We start from the raw sequence: 25,482 nt of genomic DNA on the forward strand, positions 1-25,482 counted from the left end.
GTGTGGTGGGGGTGGGGAGAGAGAGCCGACGGGTGGGGGGGGGGGGGGGGGGAACACCCCCCCCCCCCCCCCCCCCCCCCCCCCGACCCTCTGGTACGACTACGCAAAGCGCCCAAATCAGGCACTTCGATCCTGGCTGGCGTCCTCTGTAGACGGTCGCGCTCGGGTTCGGTGCTGGCGACTTATCCAGTCTGATCGATCAGGGCGACAGTCATCGAAGGGCGCATTCCAGGATCAACTTAAGCTACGTGGCATTGGGTTCTACCCTCTTTGTCACTCACGACCCCCTCGAAAACCGCACATCTAGCTTCAGTCAGACATTTCGCCGCCAGAGACTGTCCCCTGTGGACACTCGGGGAACGACTGACGCCCGCAGGCCAGTCCAGAGTCACGCCGTGAAGGCCGCCTCTCGATCTGAAACCAGCGAAGGGGTCCTTCACCACAGAGGCTGGTCACACCACATTTGACTTACCCCTCAATAGAACCCGCATTGCCACTCACGACCCCCGTCGCAAAGCACGCCAAGCGTCTAAACCGGACATCTATGTCGTGACAAGTGTCCCTTAAGGACAGTCAAGGGGCTCCGGGTGTCGCGTAAGCCACTTTCGGGACACGCCCGCCGCACACTCACGAGGCGGATCGCCGCACCGGCGGAGGCGGGACCGTCTTCGCCAGCACGATGTCCACCAGCCGGATCGTCGCGAGGCCCCGTTTGGTCTCCACGGTGCATTCCACGTCGTCACGGGAGCGCAGGTAGCCGAGCGCGTCGGTGAACCCGCCTTCGATCCGGTACCGCACGACGACCCTCGTGCCGATCGGGACGTCCGGAAGGGTCATCGGTTCAGGTGCGCGGTGAGCTCGTCGTCGCTCGGTTCCACCAGGTGGGTGCCGTCCGGCCAGACGATGGTCGGGATCCGCCGTTCACCGTTCTGCAGTCCGCGCACGGTCTCCTCGGCGACGGCGTCCGCTTCGACGTCGAGGTAGTCGTACTCGACACCCTTGGCGTCGAGCAGGGCGCGGCTGCGTTTGACGTCGGGGCACCAGCCGGCGCCGTACACGGTGAGGTCGCTCATGGATCACAGCATGCCAGGTCGCCGTCCGGCGGCCTGTTCGGCGAGGGCCGAACGGTCGGCGAGGCCGGTCTTGGCGAGCAGGCTCGCGACGTGTTTCTCGACCGTCCTGGGGGAGATGTGCAGCCGGGCGCCGATGTCCTTGTTGCCCATCCGTTCGGCGAGCAGGACCAGCACCTCGTATTCGCGCACGGTGACGCCGGCCGCGCGCAGGTCGCCGGGGACCCGGTCGACTCCGGCCCGGCGCTGCCGGACGGTCGCGCCGAGTTTGCGCAGCAGGCTCCGGCAGGCGGCCGCGACGGCCGGGATGTCCCTGCCGTGGAAGTACTCTTCGGCCTCTTTGAGCCAGCCCGCCGGGTCGCCCCAGCCATCGGCTGCGGCCGGTTCGGCGATCAGCCGGAGTCCGAGATGCCGGGCCAGGGGATAGGGCGCGGACGTCTCCAGTGCGGCGGCCACCGCCCGCGCGGCTTTCTCCGCGTCGCCGCGCCTGCCGTGTTCGACGGCGTGCGCGAACTCGACGAACTGCCGGTTCCACCGCATCCCGCTGACGGCGGATCCGGTCTCGGGGCAGTCGGCGCCGCCGAGGGTGTCGACGAGCGTCCTGAGCCCGTGCTGACCGGCGAGGTGGAATCGGCTCGGCCGCAGGTCCTCCAGTTCGGTCACCTGATCGAGTTCCCGGCGCGCCCGGTCGAAGTCCTCTTCGAGCAGTGAGCAGAAGACGCGGGCCAGTCCGATGCTGAGGACCTTCTCCTGCGCGTTCTCGCCGCCGCTCTCCCGGAAGTCCTCGAGCGCCTGTTCCATCGCCGGGCGGTCCGCCCGGTGCCCGGCCGACATCGCCCTGGTCATGTGCGCGTACTGCAGCAACGCGGTCAGCCGGAGCCTGCCGAGCACGGCGAGGTTCTCCTCCAGCAGCGCGTGCGCGGTCCCGAAGTCGCAGCGCAGGACGGCGTGCATGGTGCGCACGGCGTCGACGGCGCAGTGCAGCGTGATCGACCCGAGCCGCTGGGCGTCGGCGCGGGCGAGCAGCAGGGTCTGCTCGTCGCCGTTCATCAGTACGCGGTGCCCGCCGAGCCGGACCAGCGCCTGGGTGCGGAGGTGATGCAGATGGTTGTCTTCGGCGGTCCGCCGCGCGAGCTGCATGTAGTGCTCGGATTCGGTGAGGTCCCGCGGCAGCGCGAGCATGCCGAGCACCTGGAGCGCCTGGCAGACGACGAACGGCTGTTCGGTCTCCTCGGCCACTTTCCACGCCTGGCGCGCGAGGCGTTCCGCCGTGCCGGTTCGGCCGGGGACGTCGAGCCAGAGGTTCGCTTCGACGGCGTCGAGCGCGGCTTGCTGAGCGGGTGAGATCGCCGAACCGAGGGGAGCACGTGCGCGTTCGATCTGGCCGAGGCATTCGTCGTGCCGCCCGGCGATGTAGGCGGCCCAGGCCAGCTGGGTGTGCAGTTTGGCGGCTCGTTCGAGCGTCCCGATCTCGCCGAAGCCCGCGGAGAGTTCGACGGCGCGGTCGAACTGACCGGTCTGGCCGAGCGCGTACAGCAGGCTCTCCAGCACCTCGGCCCGGTCACCCGCGTCGGCTCCGGCCAGCAGGTCGACGGCCTTGGTGAGCATCGTGACCGCGGAGTCCGCGGCACCGGCGTCGAGGGCGCGGCGACCGGTTTCCGCGAACAGGTGACCCGCCGCGCGCTCGTCCAGTGCGGTCAGCCGGAGCGACGCGACGAGCGCGCACAGGTCGCCGGGCAGGCCCGGGTACAGCTTCTCGACGGCATCGGCCGCTTGACGGGCGAGCGCGGCCTTCCGCACCGGGGCCTGGCGCTCCAGCAGCGCTTCCGCGGTCAGCGGATGCCGGAAGGCGTACCAGCCGGGCGTCGTCTCGTCGGTGGTCACCAGGTTCGCCGAGACCGCGGCGCTCAGGTGGTTGTGCAGCGTCCGGTCGTTGGTGCCGGTGACCGTCTGCACCACCGAAAGCGGGAAGCGGCGGCCGATGATCGCGGCGACCGACAGCAGCTCCTCCGCCTGCTCACCGAGTTGCTCCATCCGCACACCGATGCTGGTGACCAGCGCGGCGGGGACGCGGGCGCGGAGTTCGCCGATGACGCGCCAGCCCTCGCGGCCCTCGACCAGCAGGCCGTCGTTCACCATGCCGTGGAGCAGTTCCTCGACGATGAACGGCAGGCCGGCGCTGTTGCGCCACAACAGTTCGGCCGCGGGTGACGGCAGGTTCCCCGGCTCGGTCTCCAGGCAGGCCGCGGCGAGGGCGCGGGTGTCGGCGAGGCCGAGCCTGCCGAGTTCGAGGACGGCGCAGCTCATCCGCTGGGCACCGGAGGTGGCCAGGCGGAGGGCGTCGGAAGGCTCGTTGCGGAGCGTGCCGACGAAGAGGGCCTGCGCCGCGGGCAGGTTGTCGACGAGGTATTCGAGGATGAACAGCGTTTCGGCGTCAGCGTCCTGGAGATCGTCGAGGACCAGGAGTGCGCCGCGATCGCGGCTGGTGACGGCCAGCAGCCGGAAGACGGCCTCGGCGAGCACCATCAGGGAGCCTGACTCCCGCGGCCGGTCGCCTTGGCTCCAGTCGGGGACGAGTTGGGCGAGCACGGGGATGAAGGGGTCCAGTTCGGCCGCCTCCGGCGGGCCGCCGCCGCGGAAATGCGACAACAACGCCTGGGTGAGTGGCCGGAACGGGACGAGCGGGCCGATCGAACTGGCCCTGCCCTGCAGTGCCGGGATGTCCCCGGCGATCGCGCGCGAAGCGGCTTCGATCGCGAGCCGCGACTTGCCGACGCCGCCTTCGCCCACGAGAAAGAGCGCGCCGCCGCGGCCGGCGATGGCGCGATCGAGAGCTCCCGAGAGCTCGGCCAGTTCGGCATCGCGGCCGATCACCCGCGACGAACGGATCCCCACCGCCGTGACTATAGCGAGCTGATTCCCCTGCTACGGCGAAGAGTTGATCACGAAGGCGGGCGGCGCGAGCCCGCCTTCGTGAGCTTTTCTCAGATCCAGCCGCCAGTGAAGAGGCTGACCACGGACGGCGAACCGGGGTCGCCGGACAGGGTGGCGAGCGGGTTGGCGCTCAGCCGCGGCTTGCTGCCCGCCAGCGCGTGGTTGCGCGAGCCGACCTCGAGGGCGCGCGGCAGGTTCACGGCGCCGAGAGCGTCTTCGGTGGCGGGCAGATCTCTTTCGTACATTCGGTTTTTCTCCTCATCCTCGGTTTGACGGCGGAACGATGGTGGCCGCCGGATGCGGGCGGTCGGGGCGGAGCAGCAGCGCGGACGGGACCCGGTCGCCGAATCCCAGCCGCAACAGGCCGTAGCCGATGCCCGCCAGGCCGCTCAGCAGCCCTGGCGCGGAGACCGCGCCGGGAGTCCCGCAGCGAGCACCACGCTGGTCGACGGCGGCGAGCAGATGACCGGTCCGGCGACGCACCGCGGCGGCGGCGCCAGTGTGCCCGTTCTCCGCCAGCACGCACAACACTTCCAGCACTCCGGACTCGCCGTGGCAAAGGCTGAGATCCTTCAGGGGTGCCCCGTCGGCCAGCCGTTTGATCGTCCGGTCCAGCTCCAGCGCGGGGGCGGGATCGGGCAGGTGGGCCGCGACGCCGAGGGCGGCGCCCGCGAGGCCGTCGCACCAGCCGCCGGTGCCTTCGGCCCGATCGTCCGCCTTTCCGGACGGTTCTTCGCCTGTCCGGTCGTGTGCCCGCAGGACCCAGTCGATCCCGGCGGCACCGCGGGCGAAACCCGTTTCGTGTGGACACTCGCGGTCGAGCAGCTGCGCGGTGTAGCGGTCGGCCCGTGCGAGCGCCGCGTCCAGTCCTGTTTGGACATACACCGACCGCATCGAGGCGACACCGCCGGCGAGGCCTGTCGTGAACCCGGACGGCGTCTCGGGGCCGGCGTCGGGCATCAGGTCGACGGCTTGCTCGATGAGGTCGCCCGCGGGAAGGCCGACCAGCGTGCTGAGCCTGGCGATCGTGTACGCGACGCCGCCGAGTCCCAGAAGCCCTCCACAGCCGGCGGTGGCCGCGAGTTCACGGTCCGCCCGGAGGGTGGTGAAGAGACCGGGGAGCGGGGCGATGGCGTACGCGGCCAGATCGCGGTAGCGCGCGATCCCGGTCAGCTCGGCGAGCTGGGCGAGGAACAGCGCGACACCGCAGTAGCCCTCGCCGAGCCCCGCGCCCATCGGCAGCACGGTCCAGTAGCGGTCGTCGACGAGTTCGATGCCGAGCCAGTTGGAGCGGCGCTCGTCGGAGAAAGCGTTGGCGACGATGTGATCGGCGATGCCGCAAGCGGTGATCAGCAGCCGTTCCGCGTCGGGCGCCTGGTTCGGCACCGCCGTTTCCACCGTCTCGCCACCGTCGTGGTGCCCGGTGGTCGCCGTGCTGATGGCGAGGGTGGCCGAGATCAGCCATTCCTGATCACGCTGGTCGAGCGGATCCATGTCGGCGACCTTCGCCAGCACGGTGTCCAGCGACGGCCGGTCGACCACGCCTTCGATGCTCTCACCACAGGAATCCAGCAGCGACGTCGAACCGGGGTTCGAGGTGAACATCGGGACGTCGCCCGCCCACAGGTCGGCCCGCTCGTGGGGAACGAGCCGGAGCAGCTTCTCGTCGCCCATCGAATCCTCTTCGAGCAGGTCGAACGCGTGGTCACGGTCGGCGGCGTCGCGCAGGAGGTCGGGATGGGTGGTCTCGTCCAGGAGGCGGAAGTAGAAGTTCGTCGGCCGGATGAGCACCCGGATGGGGTCCTCGGCGCAGCGCCGGAGGTGCTCGGCGAGCTCGTCCCGCACGGTGGACAGCGCGTCGTAGCCGAGCCGGAACCCGGCCAGCAGTGCCGCGCTGTGCTCGGCGGGGGTGACGTCTCGGCCGTCGAGGCGCGGGAGGTTGTTCCCTCCGGCGAGTTCGCCGGGCACGCGGACCAGCCGCATGTGGTCGGTGCCGGGATCGGCCCAGTCGACCCGGTCGGTGGGCAGCCTGCCGCCGCGGCCGGCCAGCCCGGAGATGTCCACGGCGCCGTGCTCCCCGGCGAAGAGCTGGGGGAGCAGCAGCGTGCGCTGGACCGACCTGGCCAGCATCGCCGCCGCGGGGTCACCGTCCGGCTGATCGGGCGGCGACGGCTGGAACAGTGTCTCGATGTCGATCAGCACCGGCTGGTCGCCGCTGGCGATAATGTTTTCGTAGTGGACGTCGGTGGCGTCGAGCGCGTGCAGGAGTGCCAGGAGGATGCCCTGGCGGCGGTAGAAGCGGTCGACGTCGGCGATGTCGGCGCACGGCCGGTGCTCGACGAACCGGAGCCAGCCGTAACCGTCGCGCTGGATCGCGTCGGCGGTCCGCAGTTCGAGGCCGGGCAGCCGTTTGTTGAGCCGTTCGACGACGTCGGTGAAGCGTTCGTGCAGGATCAGCGGGCGAGGCTTGTAGATCACCTTGGCGCCGCTGGAGAAGCGGAGCAGTTTGACCGAACGCCCACGGGCGTGCGAATCGCCGATCCCGCCCGCCACCTCGACCAGCGTGCCGAGGTCACCGTCCGCCACCGAGCCGGGCAGCGCGGCGGCGTCGGCGGAGAAGCGGGTCAGCATTTCGGCGTGGGCCTCGGCGGCGTGGAGGCAGGCCTGCGCGACGAGCCGGGCCAGGACCGGGTACTCGCTGAACAGCCGGACGAGGCCGTCAGGGGTGGATTGCCGGCGCGCGAAGTCCGAGAAGCGCTCTTCGGGCGTCTCGCCCTGGAGGGTCCCGGCCTTGCGGGCACGGTGGAGTTCGAGGACCAGCGTGCGGACCGAGAGCTTGAGAAGATGCTGGTCGAGTTGAGCCGCGAAGCCCCGTCGGAGCGCGTCGACGTCCGCACCGGCGAGGTCGCCGGGGACCGCGTCACGGCTGGCGGCGTCGACGAACGACCTGAAGACCCCGGCGAACGCCACACACCAATCACCGACTGGGGGGCGCTTCGGCAGAAGCGTGGTGACGGCGTGTTCGGCGAAGTCCGCCCACCTGGGCTTGTCCGCTGTACGTTCGCGCGGGGTCTGGCCGTGCACCCACCACTTCAGCGGCAGGGACGTCGCCGGGAGCTGGGGCGTCACGGCGTTCATGCTTTCAGTTCGGCGGGACCCGCACATGGGGGCGGGACCCCCACATTCAGCGCACACACGAAGGTGCCCGGAGAGTGACGACGGGGTACGGCACGCTCACCGCCGGAATATGGGGTCCCGGCACCCATACGCGGGGACCGGTCCCGGCCTCACCATGGTCTGGTGGCGGGGAACTCGCGGCGGGCGCAGGGGGCCCGCCGTGGTTTCGGGCGCGGGCCGGTTTCACTGGGGGTCCGGCCCGCGCCGACGGCGGATCACTCGTCCGGGCCGCGCAGTGTCAGAACGACCCGGAGTACGTGTTCGACCGCGGCCGGGAACGCGGCGCCGCGCAGTTCGCCGCGGCTGACGAGGGTGCGCCCGGCGAAGTCCAGCATCCGGTCCTCTCCCAGCCGCCGGACGGTCAGCGTGGCCACTTCCTCGAGGTCGAGGCCGGGATTGTCCAGGCGGGTGAGCGCGAATTCGACGATCAGCTGTTCGTCGGTCACTTGCCGAGCTCCCGCTCCGCGAGCGCGAAGGTCTCGGTGTCGATGAACGGCTTGCCAGTCCGGAGCAGCCATCGCTCCAGCTCACGGCCGGAGTCGGTGTGGAACAAGGTTCCGCCTTCCCGGGTGACCCGCGCGATCCCTCGCTGCAGCAGCACGGTGGTCCCGCCGCTGCGCACGACGAAGCCCCGGTAGCCCAGATTGTTGTCGATCCGGCCGGCCGCAGCCGGTGGCAGGGCTTCGAGCCTGCGGTGGAATTCGGCGGCTTCCGCCTGCCGAAGGGTCCAAGCCGGGTTCGGCATCCCGGAGTGGATGTCGAGTTCGACGGCTGCGTTGTCGGCCACGGCGGTGTTTCCTCCTGACGTCGTCGGCACCGTGCTGCAGGCACAGAGGACGAGCGCCAGGAGGATCCACCGGAGACCGGAATACGCGGTGATGGCGGCTCCTAGGCGACGAGGGCTGTGCTGTTGTTCTGGTAGAAGTACCCGCAGAAGTTCGTGTAATTCCCGCGGCAGCAGTTGTTGGGAGCGTATCCCTGACCGTTGTACTGGTAAATACTGTGACCGCAGTCATCGGTGTACTTGGCGGGTGTCGCGCCCGGCTTGTGGCCCCACCACCAGTACGGCGCGTCGGTGACCAGCCGGTAGAAGTGGTAGTCGCGGTTCGGCCAGATCACCAGGACGATCGTCAGTCCGTTGGTCTGGCAGCCGTCTTTCCAGCCGTCGGCGTAGAGGCCGTTGGTCACGCCACCGCAGGTGATGGACGTCGCGGGGTGTCCGCCGCGCTTGCCCGGTAGCGCGTAGCGCACGCCCGCCAGATGGTTGCTGGCGAAGCAGTAACAGTTGTTCCTGCCGACATGCTCCGGCTGGTTGAACAGGGACGCGTTCGCGTTGAAGTAGTTGGAATCGCAGTCCCACCAGCTCGCGCCTTCGACATGCACGTCACCCCCGGGTTCGTTGGGCGCGTGCGCTCCCTCGCCTTCGAGCCCGGATATGGTGGCACCGTCCGCGTGGCGGCTGACGAAGCTCGCGGGATCCACGGCGTCGAAGGACGACTGCATCAGATCGACACCGCTCGAGGCGACTTCGCGCAGTTCGTCGTCGACTCCGGCGTCCGGATACGCCTCGGACGTCCCCAAAAGCCAGTCGGCGACGGGTTCCGTCGCGGGTTTGCTGCCGATCCGGAATTCGGTGGGGAGCGAAGTGCCCCAGGCGGACGTGAGTTCGCTCCGCGGTCCGCCATCGGTCTTGACGAGCCGGACGAGCAGTCCCCGGTAACCCAGGCTGAACTGCTCGTCCGGAGTGACCGCCGGCGACACCTGTGCCGGGTCGGCCGAGATTCTTTCGATGAGTTCCCGTTCCTCTCGCTCCGAGAGGATCCAGGTCGGATTGGGCATACCTGAAAAGATGTCGAGTTCGACTTCGAGCACAGCTGCACCTCGCCCTTGACATGAGCTTGTCCGTGAAAGGAGGTGAGACTTCATCCCCCTTATCCGGTGTACTCCGGCCAGGTGCATCCGAATAGGGTCTTAGTGCTCCTGCTCTATTGGACAGCGAATTACCACGACGTGATTATCCGGTCATTGTCCGTGAATGCGCGGAAATGTGCGGTGCCCTTGTGCTGCGCGCAGATTCGCGCAATGGAAAGGGTAAGTGGAATTCACTGTACGCGCGCGTGGATGGTGCGCTGGATCCAGTCGGCGTAGGCGGGAACGCTGGTGTAGAGGCCGGGGCCGTTCGCGCAAGGGACGTCGTCGTCACCGGGGCCCGAAGTGACGCCGATCAGCTCCCACCGGCCCGCTCGCCCGTACTGGATCTGCGGTCCACCGGAATCGCCCATGCACGCCATCGCGTCGCGCTTGCGGCTGATCGTGCACAGCCGGGTCGGATCCGCGTATCCGGGCGAGCACTCGGACTCCGCCCCGCGGCGGGTGTCGAGCTCCTGAAGTCGTTCGGGGAACACCGCCTTGGTGAGGTCGCCGGTGTCGACCGTGGTGCCGAAGCCCAGCAGGCGGGTCGGTGTGCCGGGACGGCCGGGGCGATCGGCGACGCGGATCGGCCGTTCGGAAACCGGGCGGTCCAGGCGAACCAGCGCGATGTCGTTCTTGTTCGGCCGGCCCGGCTGGTAGCCGGGATGACGCACCATGCGGTCGATCTGGCGCACGGTGCCGCCGGAGGTCCGCCGCTGGCTGCCGATGCGCACGGTCCCCTCCGGAACGGCCGGGTTGTTGCCAGGGTCGACACAGTGCGCGGCGGTCACCACCCACCGCGGGTGGATCAGCACCGCCCCGCAGACACCCTCGGCGTTGTTCAGCTCGGGCACGACCTCCGGGATCGATGCCATGAACTCGTAGCGCTCGGTCGAGTTCCTCCCGTTCACGACGGCATCGGCACTGCCGGCCGCCGCGATCGCGCAGAACGCTCCTGCCAGCGCGACACTGACCGTCCGGATCAGGTTGCGGCGTACGGAATCCACTCGCGACATGCTTTTCCTTCGTTCGACGACTTCGGATCGATCGAATCCAGCATCGCCGTCCGCGGCATCGTGGACCATCGGGTCAGCCCGCCGGTTCGTGGTGGCGTGAGCACTACGCCGGGGGTAGCGAGGGGGTGATCTTCTTTCCGTAGTGCTCAGGCTCAGACAGCCGCCGCGTGCTTCCCGCTGGGCCGGTCTTCGGCAGCCTGGTCCAGGATCCGGTTCGCGACCCGGCCGAGAGCCGCGTCGAGTTCTTCGTGTCCTTCGAGGCCCCAATCCAGGAGCCGCTCGGCCAGCCAGTTCTTCCACGCCCGGATGAGCTTTTCGAGTTCGGCGCGTCCCGCCGCCGTGGTGACCCATTCGCCGGACCGGAAGGCCAGGTGCCCGGTGAACTCGAGTCGTGCGAAGGCGGCTTCGAACACCTCGGGCGGGATGCCGTAGCGGCTGCCGATCACCGCCAGGGACGTCGGTTTGTTCCGTCGTTCCCGCAGCCGGATCTGCCCCAGGCACCACAGCCCGCCGTTGTCGAGTTCGCATCCGGACTTCGCGAGGACACCGCTGGACGCCGCCTTCCCCTCGCGGGCCAGCAAGCGGCCGACGACGCGTTCGAGGTCCTGGTCGCCGTTGCCCGACTCCGGCATCGCGAACCCCTCGCCGAGGTCCGGCGCGGCCGCCCGCGAGGTGTCCCGCAACGGCACCTCCTTCAGGAAGAACGCCAGCACCAGCGCCACGAGTCCGACCGGCGCGGCGTACAGGAACACCGTGTGCAGGGAATCGCTGTACGCCTGCACATACGGCGCAGACACGGAATCCGGCAAAGCGTGCAGCGCGTTCGGAACCTGTACGGCCTTGGGGTCGATCCCGGGTGGCAGGGGGTGCTCCGCGCCCGCCGCGGCCAGGTTCGGCGCCAGCTGATTGGCGTAGATCGTGCCGAAGATGGCCGCTCCGAACGAAGAACCCAAAGATCGGAGGAAGGTCACCCCGGAGGTCGCCACGCCGAGATCGCGGTAGTCGGCGGTGTTCTGCACGACGATGACCAAGACCTGCATGCTCAAGCCGATCCCCAGGCCGAGGACGGCGAAGTAGAGGGACATCTCCCAGAATCCGCTCGTCGGGGTCAGCCGCGAGAGCAGGTACAGGCCCAGCGTCAGCCCGACCCCGCCGGCGATCGGGAAGATCTTGTACCGCCCCGTCTTGCCGACGACGTTGCCCGCGAAGACGCCCGCCACCAGCAGCGCGATCACCATCGGCAGCATCCGCACACCCGAACTGGTCGCCGAGATGCCGTGGACGTACTGCAGATACGTCGGCAAGTACGACAGGGCGCCGAGCATCGCGAAGCCGACGACGAAGCTCAGAACCGCAGAAACGGCGAACACGGGATTTCGGAACAGCCTCATCGGAAGAGTCGGTTCCTTCGCGCGCTTCTCCACGAAGACGAACAGCACGAGCAGGATCACCGAGCCGATCGCCATCCCGATGATCGTCGGCGAATCCCACGCGTACTGCGTGCCGCCCCAGCTGGTGACCAGCGTCAGCCCCGTCGCGGCGAGCCCGATCAGCAGGATTCCCAGATAGTCGATCACCGGCTTCGCCGCGGCCTTCACCTTCGGCATCGCGCTCGCCGCCACGATCAGCACGATGACCGCGATCGGGACGTTGACGTAGAAGGCCCACCGCCAAGACAGGTGGTCCACGAACAGCCCGCCCAGCATCGGGCCGAGCACCGTGACGACACCGAAGACCGAACCGAGCACGCCCTGGTACTTGCCCCGCTCGCGCAGGGGCACGACGTCGGCCACGAGCGCGGTCGCGGTGACCATCAGCCCGCCCGCCCCCAGCCCTTGTACCGCGCGGGCCACGATGAGCCAGATCATGTCGTCGGCGAACCCGCAGAAGAACGAGCCCACCGTGAACACGATCACCGACAGCTGGAACATGAGTTTGCGGCCGAACAGGTCGCCGAGCTTCCCGACGACGACGGTCATGATCGTCTCGGCGAGCAGGTAGGACGTGATCACCCAGGACAGGTGCCCCGCCCCGCCGAGATCCCCGACGATCGTCGGCAGCGCCGTGCCGACGATCGTCTGGTCCAGCGCGGCGAGCAACATGCCGAGCATGACCGCCCCGAACACCGCGTTCCTGCGCTTGCGGCTCAGTACCGGAGGGGTGACGTCCGGCCTGCTGACCTCGGCGGTCGTGGTCATCGAGTCTCCCTCGCGTCAGGAAGACAACGTAAGACAGGCGCCGGAGGCACCGCATTTCGATGATCACCCGATCCGGTAACCGACGTCGGGCCACGGTATGGGCTCGGGCCTTCGGGACCGGCTGACAGACTGCGGGGGTGATCGTCGGATACATCCTCGCGCTGCTGGCGGCGCTGGCCTCAGGCAGCGGCTCGGTGCTGGAGTCGATCGGTGTCCGCCGCGCGGGCGCTTTCGGCGGCACCGCGCTGGACCTGGTGCACCTGCGGCGCCAGGGGATCTACTTCCTGGGCATCGGCGTCGACCTGGTCGGCTTCGCCTGCGCGGCGGCCGCGTTGCAGCGGTTGCCGCTGTTCCTCGTCCAGTCGGTGCTGGCGTTCAGCGTGGGTGTGACGGCCGCGATCTCCGCGTTCATGGGCACCCGCCTGGCGGCGGCGGGCTGGGTCGCGCTGGGCGTGGGGGCGGTCGGCCTGGTCTTGCTGGGCCTGTCGGCGCAGCCGGGGCCCGCCAAGGTGCTCCCGTCGGAGTGGCGCTGGGTGCTGCCCGCGATGGCGCTGGTCGTGGGGGCGATCGCCTGGTACTTCAGGCGATTCGACCGTCCCTGGGCCGCGCAGGTGCTCGGCTTCGCTACGGGAGTTGGCTTCAGCATGGTCGGTGTCTCGGCGCGCACCCTCGAACTCCCGTCCTCGGGCTGGGCCGTGCTGGTGGAACCGGCCGTGTGGGGGATGATCCTCAACGGCCTGGGCGCCGCGGTCGCGTTCGCCCTTGCCTTGCAGAAGGGCGGCGCGACCGCGGTCAACGCGATCATGTTCACCACGAACACGGCGTTGTCCTCGGTCATCGGCCTGGTCTTCCTCGACGACCGCGTCCGAGACGGCTTCACCGCCTTCACGGTCGTGGGCCTGATCCTGGCCATGTCGGGCGCGATCGTCACCGCCCACTACGCCAGCCAGGCCAAGGAACCCAGTGGGTCCGAAAGGGACTCGGCACATCGTTAGCGTGTGCGAATAGCGAGGAACGAAAGCCTCAGGTAGTCCAGCGGAAGGGGTCGTCTTCCAGCGCGGAGCGGTCCCAGTGCCCGAGGTTCGCGGCGGCCTCGTAGGTGGTGCGGAGGAAATCGGCGACGGCGCGGTCGGGATCGGGTGCGGCGCGGGCGACCTCGTAGGGCAAGAGGAACTGCTGGAATTCGGTGCTGTAGTACGCGCCTTCGGGGCCGACCGGCTGGTCGGCGAACCCCTCGGGTGCGGGGTAGGCGTAGGAGTAGAAGGCGCCTTCCTCACCGCCGCCGGGCCAGAACCCGCAGCTGGAAAGTTCCCGGGAATAGCCCTCGACCATGACCCAGTCGCCGCAGTTGGGCGCTCCGCCGGGGTGTGGCGGAGCCGTCCGCCCGGAGAACCGGGTGCAGGCGAGGTCCATGGCTCCCCAGAAGAAGTGGACGGGACTGACCTTGCCGACGAAGTGCGACCGGAACTCGCCGATCACGCGGTTCGCCTGCAGCAGCTGCCGCCAGAACAGGGCGGCCGCCTCGCCGTCGTAGGAGGCGTGGGTGTGGTCCTCGGCGAAGGGAATCGCCGGCTCGACCTCGTTGGGGTGTGGCCGGATCGATGCCTCGATCCCGAGCCGGCCGAGCAGGTCCAGGATCCGGGTGTAGAACTCGGCGACCGGCATCGGCCGGAGCGGGAGGCTTCCCGCGCCGCCGTCGCTGCTGCGGATCTCGAGCCGGTGGCCGACGAAGTCGAATTCGATCTCGAAGGCCCCCATGCGGTACGGGATCGCCGACGTCGTCAACCCGCGTGGGCTGACATACAGCGTCACCTGCCACCAGTGGTTGAGCAGGGGAGTGTGCGCCATGCGGATCTTGCCCACGATCTGAGTCCACATGTGCAGGGTCTCGCGGGTGGGGGTCCAGTCCGAGACCCGCAGGCTCGGCCAACTCGTTGTCGTGGAGTCGGTCATCGGTTCTCTCATCTCTTCTCTCGGCGCTGCTAGGCGCGAGCGGGCGTGTTGAGCAGCTGCGTCTCCCAGGCGAAGGCGACCCCGGTCCCGCCTTGGTGCTGTGCGGCGATCTCGGCGAGCGCCGGGATGGTCGCTTCGCGAGCCCAGTCACGCTGCAGCTCGCCCTGCACGGCGACCCAGGTCATCGGCACCACACCCGCCTGGATCATGCGCCGTACGGCCATGTCATGCGCTTCGGCCGACACCCCGCCGGAAGCGTCGGTCACGACGTAGACGGCGTAGTCGTCCTCGAGAGCCTGAATCGCCGGCATGGCCACGCAGATCTCCGTCCAGAGACCCGCGATGATCAGCTTCCTGCGCCCGGTCGCCCTGACGGCGTCCACCACGCGACTGTCCTCCCAGGTGTTGATGGACGTCCGGTCGATCGGCTTCTGGTCGGGGAAGACGTCCTGCAGTCCCTGGATCAGGTTGCCGCCGCGGTCTTGCGCGACCGTGGTCAGGATCGTGGGGATGTCGAACGCCTTGGCGGTCTTCGCGAGTCCGACGACGTTGTTGACGACCATCGTCGGTTCGTGGCTGTTGAGGTTGGCGAACTGGAACGGCTGGTGGTCGATCAGCAGGAGCACGCTCTCCTCCGGAGTCAACAAAGCAGTCAGGCCGGCCTTCTTGGCGCTCACGGCGCATCTCCCTCTGTCGTCACCCGGTTTTGTTGACGCGTCTACATCTACCGAGTTTTCGGTGACGCGTCAACAACGCTGATAGGCTCGGTGCGGGAAACCGACACGTAGGGATTGAGACCAATGGATGAGGCGCCCTGGCTCGACGAGCGGGAGGCGCGCGCGTGGCGCGGGATGATCGACGTGCTGCCGCGGCTGACCGCGGTGCTGGAGCGCCAGCTGGTCCAGGACGCGGGGCTGTCCGCCGCGGAGTACACCTTGCTGGTGCCGCTTTCGGAGGCTCCGGACGGGGTGCTGCGGGCGCGTGACCTCGGCCGGATGGTCGGCTGGGAGCGCAGCCGGATCTCCCACCAGATCATCCGGATGGAGAAGCGCGGCCTCGTCGTCCGCGAGGAGTGCAGTGCGGACGCGCGCGGTTCGATGGTCCGGCTCACCGAAGCGGGCCGGACGGCCATCGTCGCCGCCGCTCCCGCACACGTCGCCGCCGTCCGGCTGTACTTCATCGGCGCGCTCACCGATGCCGAGCTCGATGTCATCGGCCCCGCACTCGAACGGGTCCTCGACCGGCTCCCCGACGACGACGGATAGCCGGGACGCTCGAACGACCGTCTTCGTCACTCACGACGGCTCTGTTCTGGAACCTGGATGCCGAGGTGGGCGAGTGGGGAAGATTTGGGACGTTGAACGTCCGGAATCTTCCCCACTCGGCTGTCGGTCGTGAGGTTGTGTGTGGGCACGGTCTTGATCAACGGAGGATTCGGGACGTTGAACGTCCTGAATCCTCCACGCTCGACCGTGTCATCGCGGACACTAGACATCTGGATCGTGAAGTGTGTCCCTTGAGGACAGTCAAGGAGCTCCAGGCCTCCCGGGCGAGCCTGCTCCCGCCGCCGACCCGGCCACCTTCGCCCTTCCCCTCAATAGCTCGTGTTCAAGCCCTAAAACCGATCGGTGGGCAACCGGCCGGAGACGTCGATCAGGTAATCGGCCTCCGCGAGCAGCGTCTCCCGGGTCAGCGGCCGTTGCCCGCCGGTGCGGAGGGTCGCCCGCTCCAGGTACACGGGCCACTGGGTGAGGCGCGTCTCCGCGCGCAGCCAGTCACGCACCTCCTGGGTGAGCAGTTCCGCGGCCCGCTCGCGGTCGGCCGCGCGGACCTTCACGGCCCCGTCGAAGTCCCGGTCGAACGTCTTCACCTGCTCGAACTCCCGCATGACGCGGGTCGGGAACGCGCCGTCGGCGGACACGAACAGCGGGGCCGACTCCGGCACCCGCAGCTGGACCGAATGGAATGCCCGCGGCGTGCTGTCCCCGCCCGGCTGGTGCCGGTCGTCCAGATAGTCGACGCCGACGAAGTCGTGATCGCGGTACCTGAACTCCACGCACCGGACGATCGCCGCCTCCGCGAGCGGCCGTTCGAGGCTCACGGGATCCACCCCGAAACCCGGCGATGTCTTGTCGTGCTCGCTGTGGAACGTGCCCGACACCTCGGCGGCGAAGCCCGCCATCCAGTGCCGGCGCTCCCGCCGTCCGCTCATTTTGGACGCGACGATCAGCACGACGGCGAGGAGTCCGACCCCGACCACGAGCATGAGGATCGCGCCGAACACGGTCGCGATCGGCGAATCGGCATCGAGCGCCGAGACCATCCCGAATACCTTCCGTCGTCGTTCAGAAATCCAGGTCGTTCTTGGTCTCTTCATCGGACTGCTCCTGGCCGCGGTCACCGTAGTCCGCGGCCTTCTTGCCGTCCTTGGCGTAGCCGATCACCTTGCCGCCGGCGTCGAGGATCGCCCGGCCGCGTTTGTCCTGCCAGTCCCCGGTCGTCGAACCGGTCAGGCCCTTGACGACGCCGTCTTTCGCCGCTTTGCCCACGTCCCTGAGCATCTCGCCGCGCAGGGTCGCGTCGACGTCCACGGCGTCCTTCGTCGCGTTGAACACCGGACGGGGTGTGTCGAGCCGCTTGCCCAGCATGCCCTTCTCGCCCATCAGCGCGTCGACGTAACCCTTGCCGGACTTGGTGTTCTTCATCCGGTCGGCGAACCGGTCGGTGGCCCGGTTGCCGTCGGTCAGGAACTTGCCCATCTTGCTGTCGGCGAGTTTGGCCTGCATCTTGCGCAGCCACGCCAGCACGTCGGACAGGAGCTTCCGGAGCCGGTTGACGAACCCGGTCGTCTTCGTGGCCGTGGCCGCGAGCTTCGGCGGCGTCGCGGCACCGGCGGCGGCCGTCGAGGCGCCGCAGGTGGGGACGGCCGCGGCGATCGCGGGCACCCACAGCGTGATCAGCCAGCTGATGACCTCGGTGAGGATCGCCTTGATCAGCTCCTCGATGAAGGTCATCACCATGCTGTTCACCTGCAGCATCTGCGCCATGCCCCCGGCTTTCGCCGCGACACCGTTGATACCGCTGCAACTCGGTACGGACCCGGCCGACGGTCTGTCGACTTCGGCCTGGCTAGCGATTCCGACGCAGGTATTGCGTGAGCTGACCGGTGGAGTGGTCTTCCACGATGGGCTGGGTCTGCTGGAGCCTTACCGAAAGCTGCTCGCCTGGTATCCGGACGACGTCTGGCGCCACGTCCTGGCTTGCCAGTGGATGCGTTTGTCGCAGGAGGAGCCGTTCGTCGGTCGCTGTGGCGAAGTCGGCGATGACCTGGGCTCCGCGGTGGTCGCCGCTCGGCAGGTCCGTGACCTGATGAAGCTGTGCCTGCTGATGAACCGGGTGTATCCGCCCTACAGCAAGTGGCTGGGCACCGCCTTCGCCGCGCTGCCCTGCGCTCAGGCGCTGACTCCGCACCTGTCCGGCGCGCTGTCCGCACCAGGCTGGAGGGAACGGGAGGAACACCTTTCCCTCGCCTACGAGTTCGTCGCTCGGCTGCACAACGATCTCGGTCTCACCGAACCGATGGACGTGACGGTCCGCTACTTCCACGACCGGCCGTTCCGGGTCCTGGACGCCTATCGGTTCACCGATGCCCTGGTCTCGACGATCAGTGACGCGGCCGTGCGGGCCCTGCCCCTGGTGGGCGCGATCGATCAGTACGTCGACAACACGGACCTCACCGACCGGGCACACGCGGACCTACGCCGCCGCTACATCACCGGCCCCGGCCTCTGACCGGCGAGACGCCGAGCCAAGATGTCACCAGGGGATGACGTCCTCGAGGGAGTCCGGGCCACAGAAGACAACACAGCATCGACGTGCTTGAGCAGTTTCATAGACACGGTTCTTTCTGGACGCTAACCGGGATCGCTCGTGACCCGCAGCACCTCACCGCTCGACGTCCCCAATGCGAAACACGCGGGATCGGCAGGATCCACCGCGCTACACGCGATTCGGTTTGCGGCGCTGAGACGATACAACTCCGCGCCGGTGCGCACGTCCCACACGCGCGCGGTGCGGTCATCAGACGTGCTGATCGCGTACCGGCCGTCCGGCGTGATCCGCGCCGAGCGCACCCCCGCATTGTGCGCGAGCAGATGCAGGCCCGTGCCGCGCCACAGGTCCCACACGCCCATTGTGCCGTCGCTCGACCCGGTGACCGCCAACCGGGCGTCCGCGCTGAGCCTCACGTCGCGCAGCTTGGCGCGGTGCCCGGTCAGTTCGGTCCGCAACCGGCCGTCCGCCACGTCCCATACTCGCAGTACACCGTCCCGGCACGTGGTCACCACGTGCCGCCCGTCCGCGGCGATCGCGACGCCCCGCACCCACTCGTCGTGCGGCAGCACGTGCAGCGGCTCGGCGCTCGCCGCGGACCAGAGCACGGCGGTGCCGTCCCGGGAACCAGTGACGACGCGGTCCGCGTCGGGCGTGGTGGCTACCGCCCTGACCACATCGGAGTGTCCATAAAGGACTTGTTCGAGCCGCCCGGTCCCTGTGTGCCAGATGCGGACGCGCCCGTCGTCGGTGCCGGTGACGATCAGCCCGCGCAGGGGAGCGACCGCGAGCCCGCGCACCGGCGCACCGTGGTCCAGCCGGTGCCGGACCTCGCCGGAACGCAGGTCGCGGACGCACGCGGTGCCATCGTCGGAGCAGGAGATCACCGCATCGCCGAGCACGGCCACTTCACGCACCCGGTGATCGTGCCGGAACGTGTGCCGGACCCGGCCGGACTCGCTGTCCCGTACCCGCACGGTGTGGTCGTCGGAGCCGGACACCACCACGTGCGGGCCGAACGCGACCGTGCGGACCGAGTCGGCGTCGCCGTCGAAGCGACGCAGTAATGCCCCGTCCTCGATCCGCCACCGGCACGCAGTCCGGTCATCGGACGCGGTGAGCACCTCGCCCGCGCCGGCGGGCACGACCTTGGTCACCCAATCGTCGTGCCGCAGCACGTGCCGCGGCTGCGGACCACCGGTCCAGATCCGGGCCGTGTCGTCCCGGCCCGCGGTGATCAGCGCGCCGTCGTGCACGACGAACCGGTCGACCAGTTCCTCGTGGGTTGCCACTGGCTCGAGCTTGCCCGCGAGGTCCCATCGCAGCACCTGCCGCCCGCACGCCACGAGCACCCTCCCGCCGACGACACTCACCTGCCGCACCGGGTACGGGACGTCCAGCCTGTGTTGTTCGCCGGAGGGGCCCCAGCAGGTCAGCAGGGTCTCACCGGACACCGAGACCAGGCGCTCACCGCCCGGGAACGCGGCCAGCAGCCGGACCGGCCTATCGTGCTCCATGTGCCGGAGCAGCGCGCCGGTGGCGAGGTCCCAGACATACGCGGTGTGGTCGTCCGAGCCGGTGACCGCGCGGTCACCGTCGAGGACCACGATGGCACGCACCCGATCGTCGTGCACGAACGTGTGCTGGACCGCGGGGCAGCCGGGTCGCCACACGGTCGCGATCCCGTCGTGGCAGCCGGCGATCAGCCGCCCGTCCGGTGTAACGGCGACCGGGCCGACGACGGCGCTGTGTGTGAGCCGCTGGTCCGGTCCTCCCGGATCGGATGACCACAGGTACACGACGTGGTCCTCGCAGGTGCTGCCGACGCGGCCGTCGGGCAGCGGGAACACCTCCTGCACCGGCCCGGGGTGGCGCAGCACGCGGCGCACGACGCCGGACGCGTCCCAAATCCGGACGGTGTGGTCATAGGACCCGGTGATGACGAACCGTCCGTCCCCGCTGGTCGCTGCCGCCGAGATGGTGTCGTTGTGGCCGAGATCGGCCCGCTCGGCGTCGGTCGCCGACGACCATGTCACTCGCAGCCTGCGGACCGGATGCGCGACCAAGTGGGCGTCGAGCAGCGCGTGGACGTCGTCGAACCCGGACTTGGCGGCCTCGTACTGCAGTTGCTGCAGCAGCAGGCCCGGATGCTGTTCCGGTTGCCAGGTGCGGAGGTTGAAGGCCTGGTGGCGGAGAGTGGTGAGCAGGCGTGCGGCGGGACCGGCCAGGGCACCGCACGCCGCTGCCGCCCGCTCGGCCTCGGTGACCAACGTGTCCACACCGTGGATCGAGGCCTTCGCCGACACGAACGGCACGTGTCGCAGTGCCCGGTCAAGGACCGCGCCCTCCCCACCGTCCCGGTTGGTCGGCTCGGCCAGATGACGGAGGAGGTGGCGCGTAGCGTACGCGCTGAGCGGGGACACCGTGGTCATCGCGCCGGCCAGCGCCGCTACGATGCGCCCGTTCGCCTCGTCGGGGTAGACGTGGTGCGGGCCGCCCGCACGCAGATAGTCCCGGAACGACTGATGGAACAGCCGCTGCGCGAAGGACTCCGGGTGTTCTCGCAGGTAGGGCGCGCACAACGTGATCGAGTCCGCCACCGCCGAGCGTGGCAGCCCGGTGAGCCCGCTCAACTGCTCGACGGTGAACCCGTCGCCGCGCGCCTGGGCGAGCAGCCCGAGCACCGGGCGGTGGCGCTCCCGCCACTCCGGTTCGATCGCGGCGATCTCCCGGTCGAGGAACTCGCGGTACAGTCCCGCTAGCCCGGCGGGCAGCCGCACCTTCGACGGGATGATCGGCCGAGGGCTGGACAGCAGGTCGTCCACCACGAACCGCGCGTAGAGGAAGTTGCCGCGCCCGGTCGCCGCGATCCTCCGGGCGAGCACGCTCGCCGATGGCACGTCACCGGCCAGCAGCTTGCCTTCGATGTAGGCGCGGACGTCCTCGCCTACCAGGGGTTCGTCGTCGATGAGGTCGAGCCGGGACGCGGCGGTCAGGTGCTGGATCGCCCGGCCGGGACGGCTCGTCAACAGAAGCCGTAGACCTGGCGTGTGGAGCTGGGACTCCCTGGCCAGCATGGTCACCAGCCGGTACCCGGCGCCGCCCTCGACCGCCTCGTCCAGGCCGTCGATGGCGACGAGGACCGTCGGCGCCGCCAGCAGGCGCAGTGGCTGCCGGATGTACTTGTCGTAAGCCTGACGTGGCACCGACTCCGCGCGCAGGAACTCCTCGATGTGCAGAGTGGACGGCCCGCCGACGCGTAGTGCATCCGTGAACCCCGGCACCGACTCGCACAGCCTGGCCGCCAGCAATCGGATTACGGCCAAAGCGTCCACCGACTCCGCCACCTGCTGGCGGCAGAAGTGCGTGGCGGCGAGGCACCCCGGGCCGAGAGCGCCGTACGGCGCGGTCTCGCCATCGCTCACCGCGACGAGGTTGCCGATCAGCGTCGACTTGCCCGCCCCGGGTTCGCCGGTGATCAACAGGATGGGTTCAGTGCCGGCCAACCAGGCGGCGATCCGGTCGAACGTCCAGGTGCGGCCGACGAACTCCGCAACGGCAGGTGCGGTCTCCCGTCGCGGAACGGCCGGGCGCCGGACCTGCTGCCTGTCCGCTGCGACCCGGAACCAGGCCTCGCTCCACTCCCGCTGCTCGGCAGGGGAGGCGCCGAGCGCGATGACCATCGCGTCCAGCACGTCCGCAGGTGCGAGCGTCTTGCCGGTGACGTAGCTGTGCATACTCGACTTGCTCGACGCGGGCAGCCCCAGCCGCCGGGCCAGTTCGGCGAGGCTGACCCTGGACCGGCCGGTGCCGGGCGTGGCGCGCACCAGGAGCAGGGAGAGTTCCGCGGCCAGATCCGCCAGCTTCCGGACTCGCCGTGGATCCGGTCCGCCGACCTTCATCCGCTCCCTTTCGCTTCCCCGTAGCCGTTCTGGTCTGTTCGGAAACGTTCTGGATCGCCGTCGATCGACGCTACCAACAGCTTCACTCGGTGACCAGACACACACGTTTCGACCGAGGAGGAACCAGTGAACACAATCGGCGGCACCACGCTTCCCGTGCTCCCCGACATCGACGACGTCGCCCCGCTGTCGACGACGGACGAGCCGTGTCTCACGGAGGTCCGCGCCGTGTTGGCGAAACACGGCGCCCTGCTGCGGTTCGGCGTCACGTTGCTGCACGAGCACTTCGCGGTCGGCGACGACGAGATCCTGGTCGAGACCATCGACGCGGACTCCCGCACGTTGACCTCCCGCCCGGAGAAGATCGCCGATCTCGGCGAGTACACCAGCGTGGAAACCTCGTGGCGCCTGGACGACCCGACCGCGATGGCGCGCTGTACGTCCGCCTGTCGGCCGGCCACCTTCACCATGCCCCGGCACAAGCAGGTCCACATCAACCGGTGATGGCACGCAACGTGTTGCTGGTGCTCGCCCACCCGCGCGCCACGTCGCTGACCGCGCAGGTCGCGGCACGCGTGCGCGCGCGGCTCGTGGCGGCCCGGTTCGCGGTGGACTTCCTCGACCTGTACGCCGAGGACTTCGACCCGCGGATGCGGATTGCTGACGAGCCGGACTGGGCAGACCCGGGCAAGGTGCATTCGCCCGAGGTGCGAAGGCACATGTGTCGCATCGGTGGCGCCGACCACATAGTCGCGGTCTTCCCGGTCTGGTGGTCGGCGCCGCCCGCGATGCTCAAGGGCTGGATCGAGCGGACCTGGACCCATGGCTTCGCCTACACCCAAGCTGGTTCCGACCTGACGGTCCGCACCATGACGTGGCTGGGCCTGGCTGGCACCTCCCGGGCGGACTTTGTCGAAGCCGGTTTAGACGAACACCTCGATCGCCAGCTACGCGTGGAGATCTCGGCGTTCTGCCGGATCCCCGAAGCACGCACCCGGTTCGTCTACGACAGCGTCGACGCCGCGGATCCCCATGTGCGCGCCGACATCTGGCGCACGGTGGACGGGGTGATCCACGAGATCATCGGGAGTGCTTGCTGACCGTCGGCTCTTCCAGGCCGGAATCCGGCTCGAGTGGATTCCCAGGGCGTCTCTCGGCAGGTTGGCGCCGGAGTTGCCGACGACGCCGGTCAGCTTTGCAGGCCGCACCTGCCGGAGATGTCTTCCGCGAGCTTGGCTGAATGGCGGGGATGCCGGTGTGCCGCAGGAGACTGGGTGGTGAAGAGGCCTATTGCCATTCGGTTCCGGCGCATTGCCGGATGAGGTCGGCGTTCAGTGGTCCGCCATGGGAGTGCAGGATCACGGCGCGGAGCTCGGTGTCGGTGGCCAGTTCGCAGAGTTCTGCTGGAAGGCATTCCGAGGCCCACAGGGGTTCGATGAGTCCGCGGATCGCGTCAGGGTTTGTTTCGAGGTGGTCGGCGATGGATGGCCATCGCACGCGGATGATGGTCCAGAGGGCGAGGACGTCGGAGGGGACGGTGTTCTGCTCGAGGGTGCGGACCGACCGCAGAATGCTGTAGGTGTTGAGAAATTTCTTGATGTTGCGTGGGTTGGGGTGCAGCAGCGGGAGAAATCTGCCCAGGCTGTGTTCGGTGTGGGCGCGGTTCTGTGGTGAGGCGAGGGCGAGGGCGGCGTCCCTGGCGAGCTGGTCTCGCGCGGCGGGGGTGGCGGCGTCGAAGATCTCCAGGATCTCGGATTCGTCGTCGGCGTCGGCGAGGGCGGTTTTGCCGGCCGTGATCTCCTGGTCGAGAGCTTCGTCGCGGTGGGGATCGGTGATGTTGAGCAGGTGCCCGAGGTAGGTCGTGCGCGCTCTGGTGCTGGGCATCGGAACGGGGACGGTCAACTGGAACAGTTTGTCCAAGAACAGGTAGCCCAGGGAGTAGCCGGGAGTGGAGACCGAGCCGAGGAAGGTCGGGAAGGCGTCTTCGTAACTTTTGCGGAGCCAGGCGCCGTCGGCGGCGGCGACGAAGTACGCGGCTGCGTGCTCGGTCGTCGTCGGCGTCGGGGTGTCGCGGATCAGGGTCTGGACCGCGTCGAGAAGGTCCACCACGTAGCTGCCAGGGCAGCGGTCGAGGTCGTCGATGAAGAACACGACGGGTTTGCGGGCTTTGCTCAGCATCCAGTCGAAGTGGGCGGCGACCTGATCCATGGGATTGGGAGTGGATTGCTCGAACAGGCGGGCGCCGCGGACGGTGTCCCACAGGAGCGTCCGGCCTACGACGCGGGCGCCGGCCCACAGCGTCGCCAAGGTGACGACTACGGCGGTGACGGCTTTGGCGAGGGTGGAGAGTGCGTCTCCTCCCGCGATACGGGGTAACAGGAAGACCGCGAGCCCCGCGACCAGGAGGGCGACAAGGAAGAGCGCGAGTGTGACGCCCGCGCCGACTCGCCGGGCACGCACGACTCCTTCGGCGGCACGGAGCGCGGCCCTTGAGACGGCGCCGCGTTCACGAGCGACCGCTCCGCGGGTCGCGCAGAGCAGCGCCCACCACGGCGGTCCGAGACGTGATTGGCGCCAGGCATCAAACCGCACGATCGTGAACTCGTCCTCGAGTCGGAGCTGCAGGAAGTTCAGCAAGGTGCTTTTGCCTGTGCCCCAGGCCCCGTCCAGGTGGATGAGGAACGAGGTCGAGGGGGCCCTGCCGCGGACGTCGTGCAACTGGGCGGCGAGGACATCGGCCAGTGACGTTCGGCTGAGGTGATCGTCGAGGGCTGGAGCATCGCTGGCCCAGTCGACTTTGGTCTCGGTGGTGGGAGGAACCGGGACTGGTTGCTCAGAGGTCGCAGCCTGACGTGAGGGCGGCGATACCAATCTGGGGTCCAGACGAAGGCGATGGGCTTGCTCGCTGACCCAGTCGGTGATGACGACGCCGGTCGGACCATCGAGTTCCTCGGCCAGAAGACGAAGGAACGCGATGGCTGGCGGGATTCCGTCCGGGCCGGCGTTGAAGTCCGTAAGGAACTGGACGGCGTTCCATGGATCGGTGATGTGATCGATCGCGGGCACGGGAATGGACGGCCCGAGCGCGCGACGGATCAGGTCCGGCAGGTTCGGGACCTCCAGCGGGAGAAGATGGCTGCGTAGCGCACGCAGGGCTGAAGCGGGAAACAGTTCCGGAACGGAGTCGTCCGCCACGGACGCGGTATGAGGAGTCCGGGTGGCGAGTTCGCCGATCAGCCGGAGATAGGCCGTGCCGGTGAACGTCTTCACCGGCGGCCGGGTACACATCCGGGTGTGGCCGGACGAGCGACGCGCGGAATTCGACGAAGGTGACAAGCACACCGGTGTGATCGTCATGGGCAGTGTGCTGACTCTGCTCAGCGCGGGCGCCATAGTCGTGATGGTGCTATGGCATCACGGCGTGCGGATGAAGAAATCCCGAGCGCGGTTCCACCTGTGGTGGTGCTGGTTGGTTTCCTTCTGGCGGTGA

At 68.9% G+C, this 25,482-nt stretch carries 22 protein-coding genes; 6 read left to right on the forward strand and 16 right to left on the reverse strand.

Going from position 1 to position 25,482, the window contains the following annotated elements:
- Window positions 1-627 precede the first annotated feature (627 nt).
- From ACZ5IK_RS27290 to ACZ5IK_RS27335, 10 genes are all read right to left on the reverse strand, one after another.
- On the reverse strand, window positions 628-837 hold the full coding sequence (locus ACZ5IK_RS27290; RefSeq protein ID WP_465490284.1) for a putative acetyltransferase: 210 nt from the start codon (window positions 835-837) through the stop codon (window positions 628-630).
- A complete protein-coding gene (locus ACZ5IK_RS27295; RefSeq protein WP_465490285.1) occupies window positions 834-1,073 on the reverse strand; it encodes a glutaredoxin family protein in 240 nt (79 codons plus the stop codon). Before ACZ5IK_RS27295 ends, ACZ5IK_RS27290 begins: the two co-directional genes overlap by 4 nt.
- Before the next feature lie 3 nt (window positions 1,074-1,076).
- Window positions 1,077-3,965, reverse strand: a complete 2,889-nt coding sequence (locus ACZ5IK_RS27300; protein ID WP_465490286.1) for an ATP-binding protein — start codon at window positions 3,963-3,965, stop codon at window positions 1,077-1,079.
- A gap of 89 nt (window positions 3,966-4,054) precedes the next feature.
- Complete coding sequence (locus ACZ5IK_RS27305; RefSeq protein WP_101608033.1) at window positions 4,055-4,249, reverse strand: hypothetical protein; 195 nt, start codon at window positions 4,247-4,249, stop codon at window positions 4,055-4,057.
- Between the two features lie 13 nt (window positions 4,250-4,262).
- Entirely contained in the window at window positions 4,263-7,142 is a 2,880-nt protein-coding gene (locus ACZ5IK_RS27310; RefSeq protein ID WP_465490287.1) for a type 2 lanthipeptide synthetase LanM family protein, read from the reverse strand.
- A gap of 254 nt (window positions 7,143-7,396) precedes the next feature.
- Window positions 7,397-7,627: a hypothetical protein gene (locus ACZ5IK_RS27315; RefSeq protein ID WP_410601112.1), complete on the reverse strand. Its 231-nt coding sequence runs from the start codon at window positions 7,625-7,627 to the stop codon at window positions 7,397-7,399.
- Complete coding sequence (locus ACZ5IK_RS27320) at window positions 7,624-7,968, reverse strand: hypothetical protein (RefSeq protein WP_465490288.1); 345 nt, start codon at window positions 7,966-7,968, stop codon at window positions 7,624-7,626. Before ACZ5IK_RS27320 ends, ACZ5IK_RS27315 begins: the two co-directional genes overlap by 4 nt.
- A 101-nt stretch (window positions 7,969-8,069) precedes the next feature.
- Window positions 8,070-9,020 (reverse strand): hypothetical protein, encoded by a 951-nt coding sequence (locus ACZ5IK_RS27325; RefSeq protein ID WP_465490289.1) that lies wholly within the window; start codon window positions 9,018-9,020, stop codon window positions 8,070-8,072.
- Window positions 9,021-9,283: 263 nt separating this feature from the next.
- The gene (locus ACZ5IK_RS27330; protein ID WP_465490290.1) at window positions 9,284-10,108 is read right to left on the reverse strand and encodes a S1 family peptidase; all 825 of its coding nucleotides are present in this window, start codon (window positions 10,106-10,108) and stop codon (window positions 9,284-9,286) included.
- A gap of 152 nt (window positions 10,109-10,260) precedes the next feature.
- On the reverse strand, window positions 10,261-12,306 hold the full coding sequence (locus ACZ5IK_RS27335; protein ID WP_465490291.1) for an MDR family MFS transporter: 2,046 nt from the start codon (window positions 12,304-12,306) through the stop codon (window positions 10,261-10,263).
- 137 nt (window positions 12,307-12,443) lie between these two features.
- Between ACZ5IK_RS27335 and ACZ5IK_RS27340 the strand changes: the two genes are divergently transcribed.
- The gene (locus tag ACZ5IK_RS27340; RefSeq protein WP_465490292.1) at window positions 12,444-13,301 is read left to right on the forward strand and encodes a hypothetical protein; all 858 of its coding nucleotides are present in this window, start codon (window positions 12,444-12,446) and stop codon (window positions 13,299-13,301) included.
- Window positions 13,302-13,329: 28 nt separating this feature from the next.
- Here ACZ5IK_RS27340 and ACZ5IK_RS27345 read toward each other — a convergent pair whose 3' ends face one another.
- The gene (locus ACZ5IK_RS27345; RefSeq protein ID WP_465490293.1) at window positions 13,330-14,259 is read right to left on the reverse strand and encodes a DUF5996 family protein; all 930 of its coding nucleotides are present in this window, start codon (window positions 14,257-14,259) and stop codon (window positions 13,330-13,332) included.
- A gap of 29 nt (window positions 14,260-14,288) precedes the next feature.
- Window positions 14,289-14,936: a hydrolase gene (locus tag ACZ5IK_RS27350; RefSeq protein ID WP_465490294.1), complete on the reverse strand. Its 648-nt coding sequence runs from the start codon at window positions 14,934-14,936 to the stop codon at window positions 14,289-14,291.
- Between the two features lie 123 nt (window positions 14,937-15,059).
- Here ACZ5IK_RS27350 and ACZ5IK_RS27355 point away from each other — a divergent pair, with 123 nt between their 5' ends.
- Window positions 15,060-15,524 carry a MarR family winged helix-turn-helix transcriptional regulator gene (locus tag ACZ5IK_RS27355; RefSeq protein ID WP_465490295.1) on the forward strand — a complete coding sequence of 155 codons (465 nt, stop codon included), beginning with the start codon at window positions 15,060-15,062 and terminating at the stop codon, window positions 15,522-15,524.
- Between the two features lie 350 nt (window positions 15,525-15,874).
- Here ACZ5IK_RS27355 and ACZ5IK_RS27360 read toward each other — a convergent pair whose 3' ends face one another.
- Complete coding sequence (locus ACZ5IK_RS27360; protein ID WP_465490296.1) at window positions 15,875-16,582, reverse strand: hypothetical protein; 708 nt, start codon at window positions 16,580-16,582, stop codon at window positions 15,875-15,877.
- A 22-nt stretch (window positions 16,583-16,604) separates the two neighbouring features.
- Complete coding sequence (locus tag ACZ5IK_RS27365; RefSeq protein ID WP_465490297.1) at window positions 16,605-17,306, reverse strand: hypothetical protein; 702 nt, start codon at window positions 17,304-17,306, stop codon at window positions 16,605-16,607.
- Between ACZ5IK_RS27365 and ACZ5IK_RS27370 the strand changes: the two genes are divergently transcribed.
- Complete coding sequence (locus tag ACZ5IK_RS27370) at window positions 17,305-18,051, forward strand: DUF4037 domain-containing protein (RefSeq protein WP_465490298.1); 747 nt, start codon at window positions 17,305-17,307, stop codon at window positions 18,049-18,051. The genes ACZ5IK_RS27365 and ACZ5IK_RS27370 overlap by 2 nt on opposite strands.
- A gap of 122 nt (window positions 18,052-18,173) precedes the next feature.
- Here the strand turns inward: ACZ5IK_RS27370 and ACZ5IK_RS27375 are convergent, their stop codons facing one another.
- Complete coding sequence (locus tag ACZ5IK_RS27375) at window positions 18,174-21,992, reverse strand: P-loop domain-containing protein (RefSeq protein ID WP_465490299.1); 3,819 nt, start codon at window positions 21,990-21,992, stop codon at window positions 18,174-18,176.
- 126 nt (window positions 21,993-22,118) lie between these two features.
- On the opposite strand from ACZ5IK_RS27375, the gene ACZ5IK_RS27380 reads away from it, so the two are divergent.
- Window positions 22,119-22,496, forward strand: coding sequence for a hypothetical protein (locus tag ACZ5IK_RS27380; protein ID WP_465490300.1), 378 nt, complete (start codon window positions 22,119-22,121; stop codon window positions 22,494-22,496).
- Window positions 22,496-23,092 (forward strand): NAD(P)H oxidoreductase, encoded by a 597-nt coding sequence (locus ACZ5IK_RS27385; protein ID WP_465490301.1) that lies wholly within the window; start codon window positions 22,496-22,498, stop codon window positions 23,090-23,092. The genes ACZ5IK_RS27380 and ACZ5IK_RS27385 overlap by 1 nt, the downstream gene beginning before the upstream one ends.
- Before the next feature lie 187 nt (window positions 23,093-23,279).
- Here ACZ5IK_RS27385 and ACZ5IK_RS27390 read toward each other — a convergent pair whose 3' ends face one another.
- Window positions 23,280-25,262: a P-loop NTPase fold protein gene (locus ACZ5IK_RS27390; RefSeq protein ID WP_465490302.1), complete on the reverse strand. Its 1,983-nt coding sequence runs from the start codon at window positions 25,260-25,262 to the stop codon at window positions 23,280-23,282.
- Between ACZ5IK_RS27390 and ACZ5IK_RS27395 the strand changes: the two genes are divergently transcribed.
- Complete coding sequence (locus ACZ5IK_RS27395) at window positions 25,243-25,482, forward strand: hypothetical protein (protein ID WP_465490303.1); 240 nt, start codon at window positions 25,243-25,245, stop codon at window positions 25,480-25,482. The two genes, ACZ5IK_RS27390 and ACZ5IK_RS27395, sit on opposite strands and share 20 nt — an antisense overlap.

It is taken from the genome of Amycolatopsis sp. NPDC031561 (genome assembly GCF_055580625.1).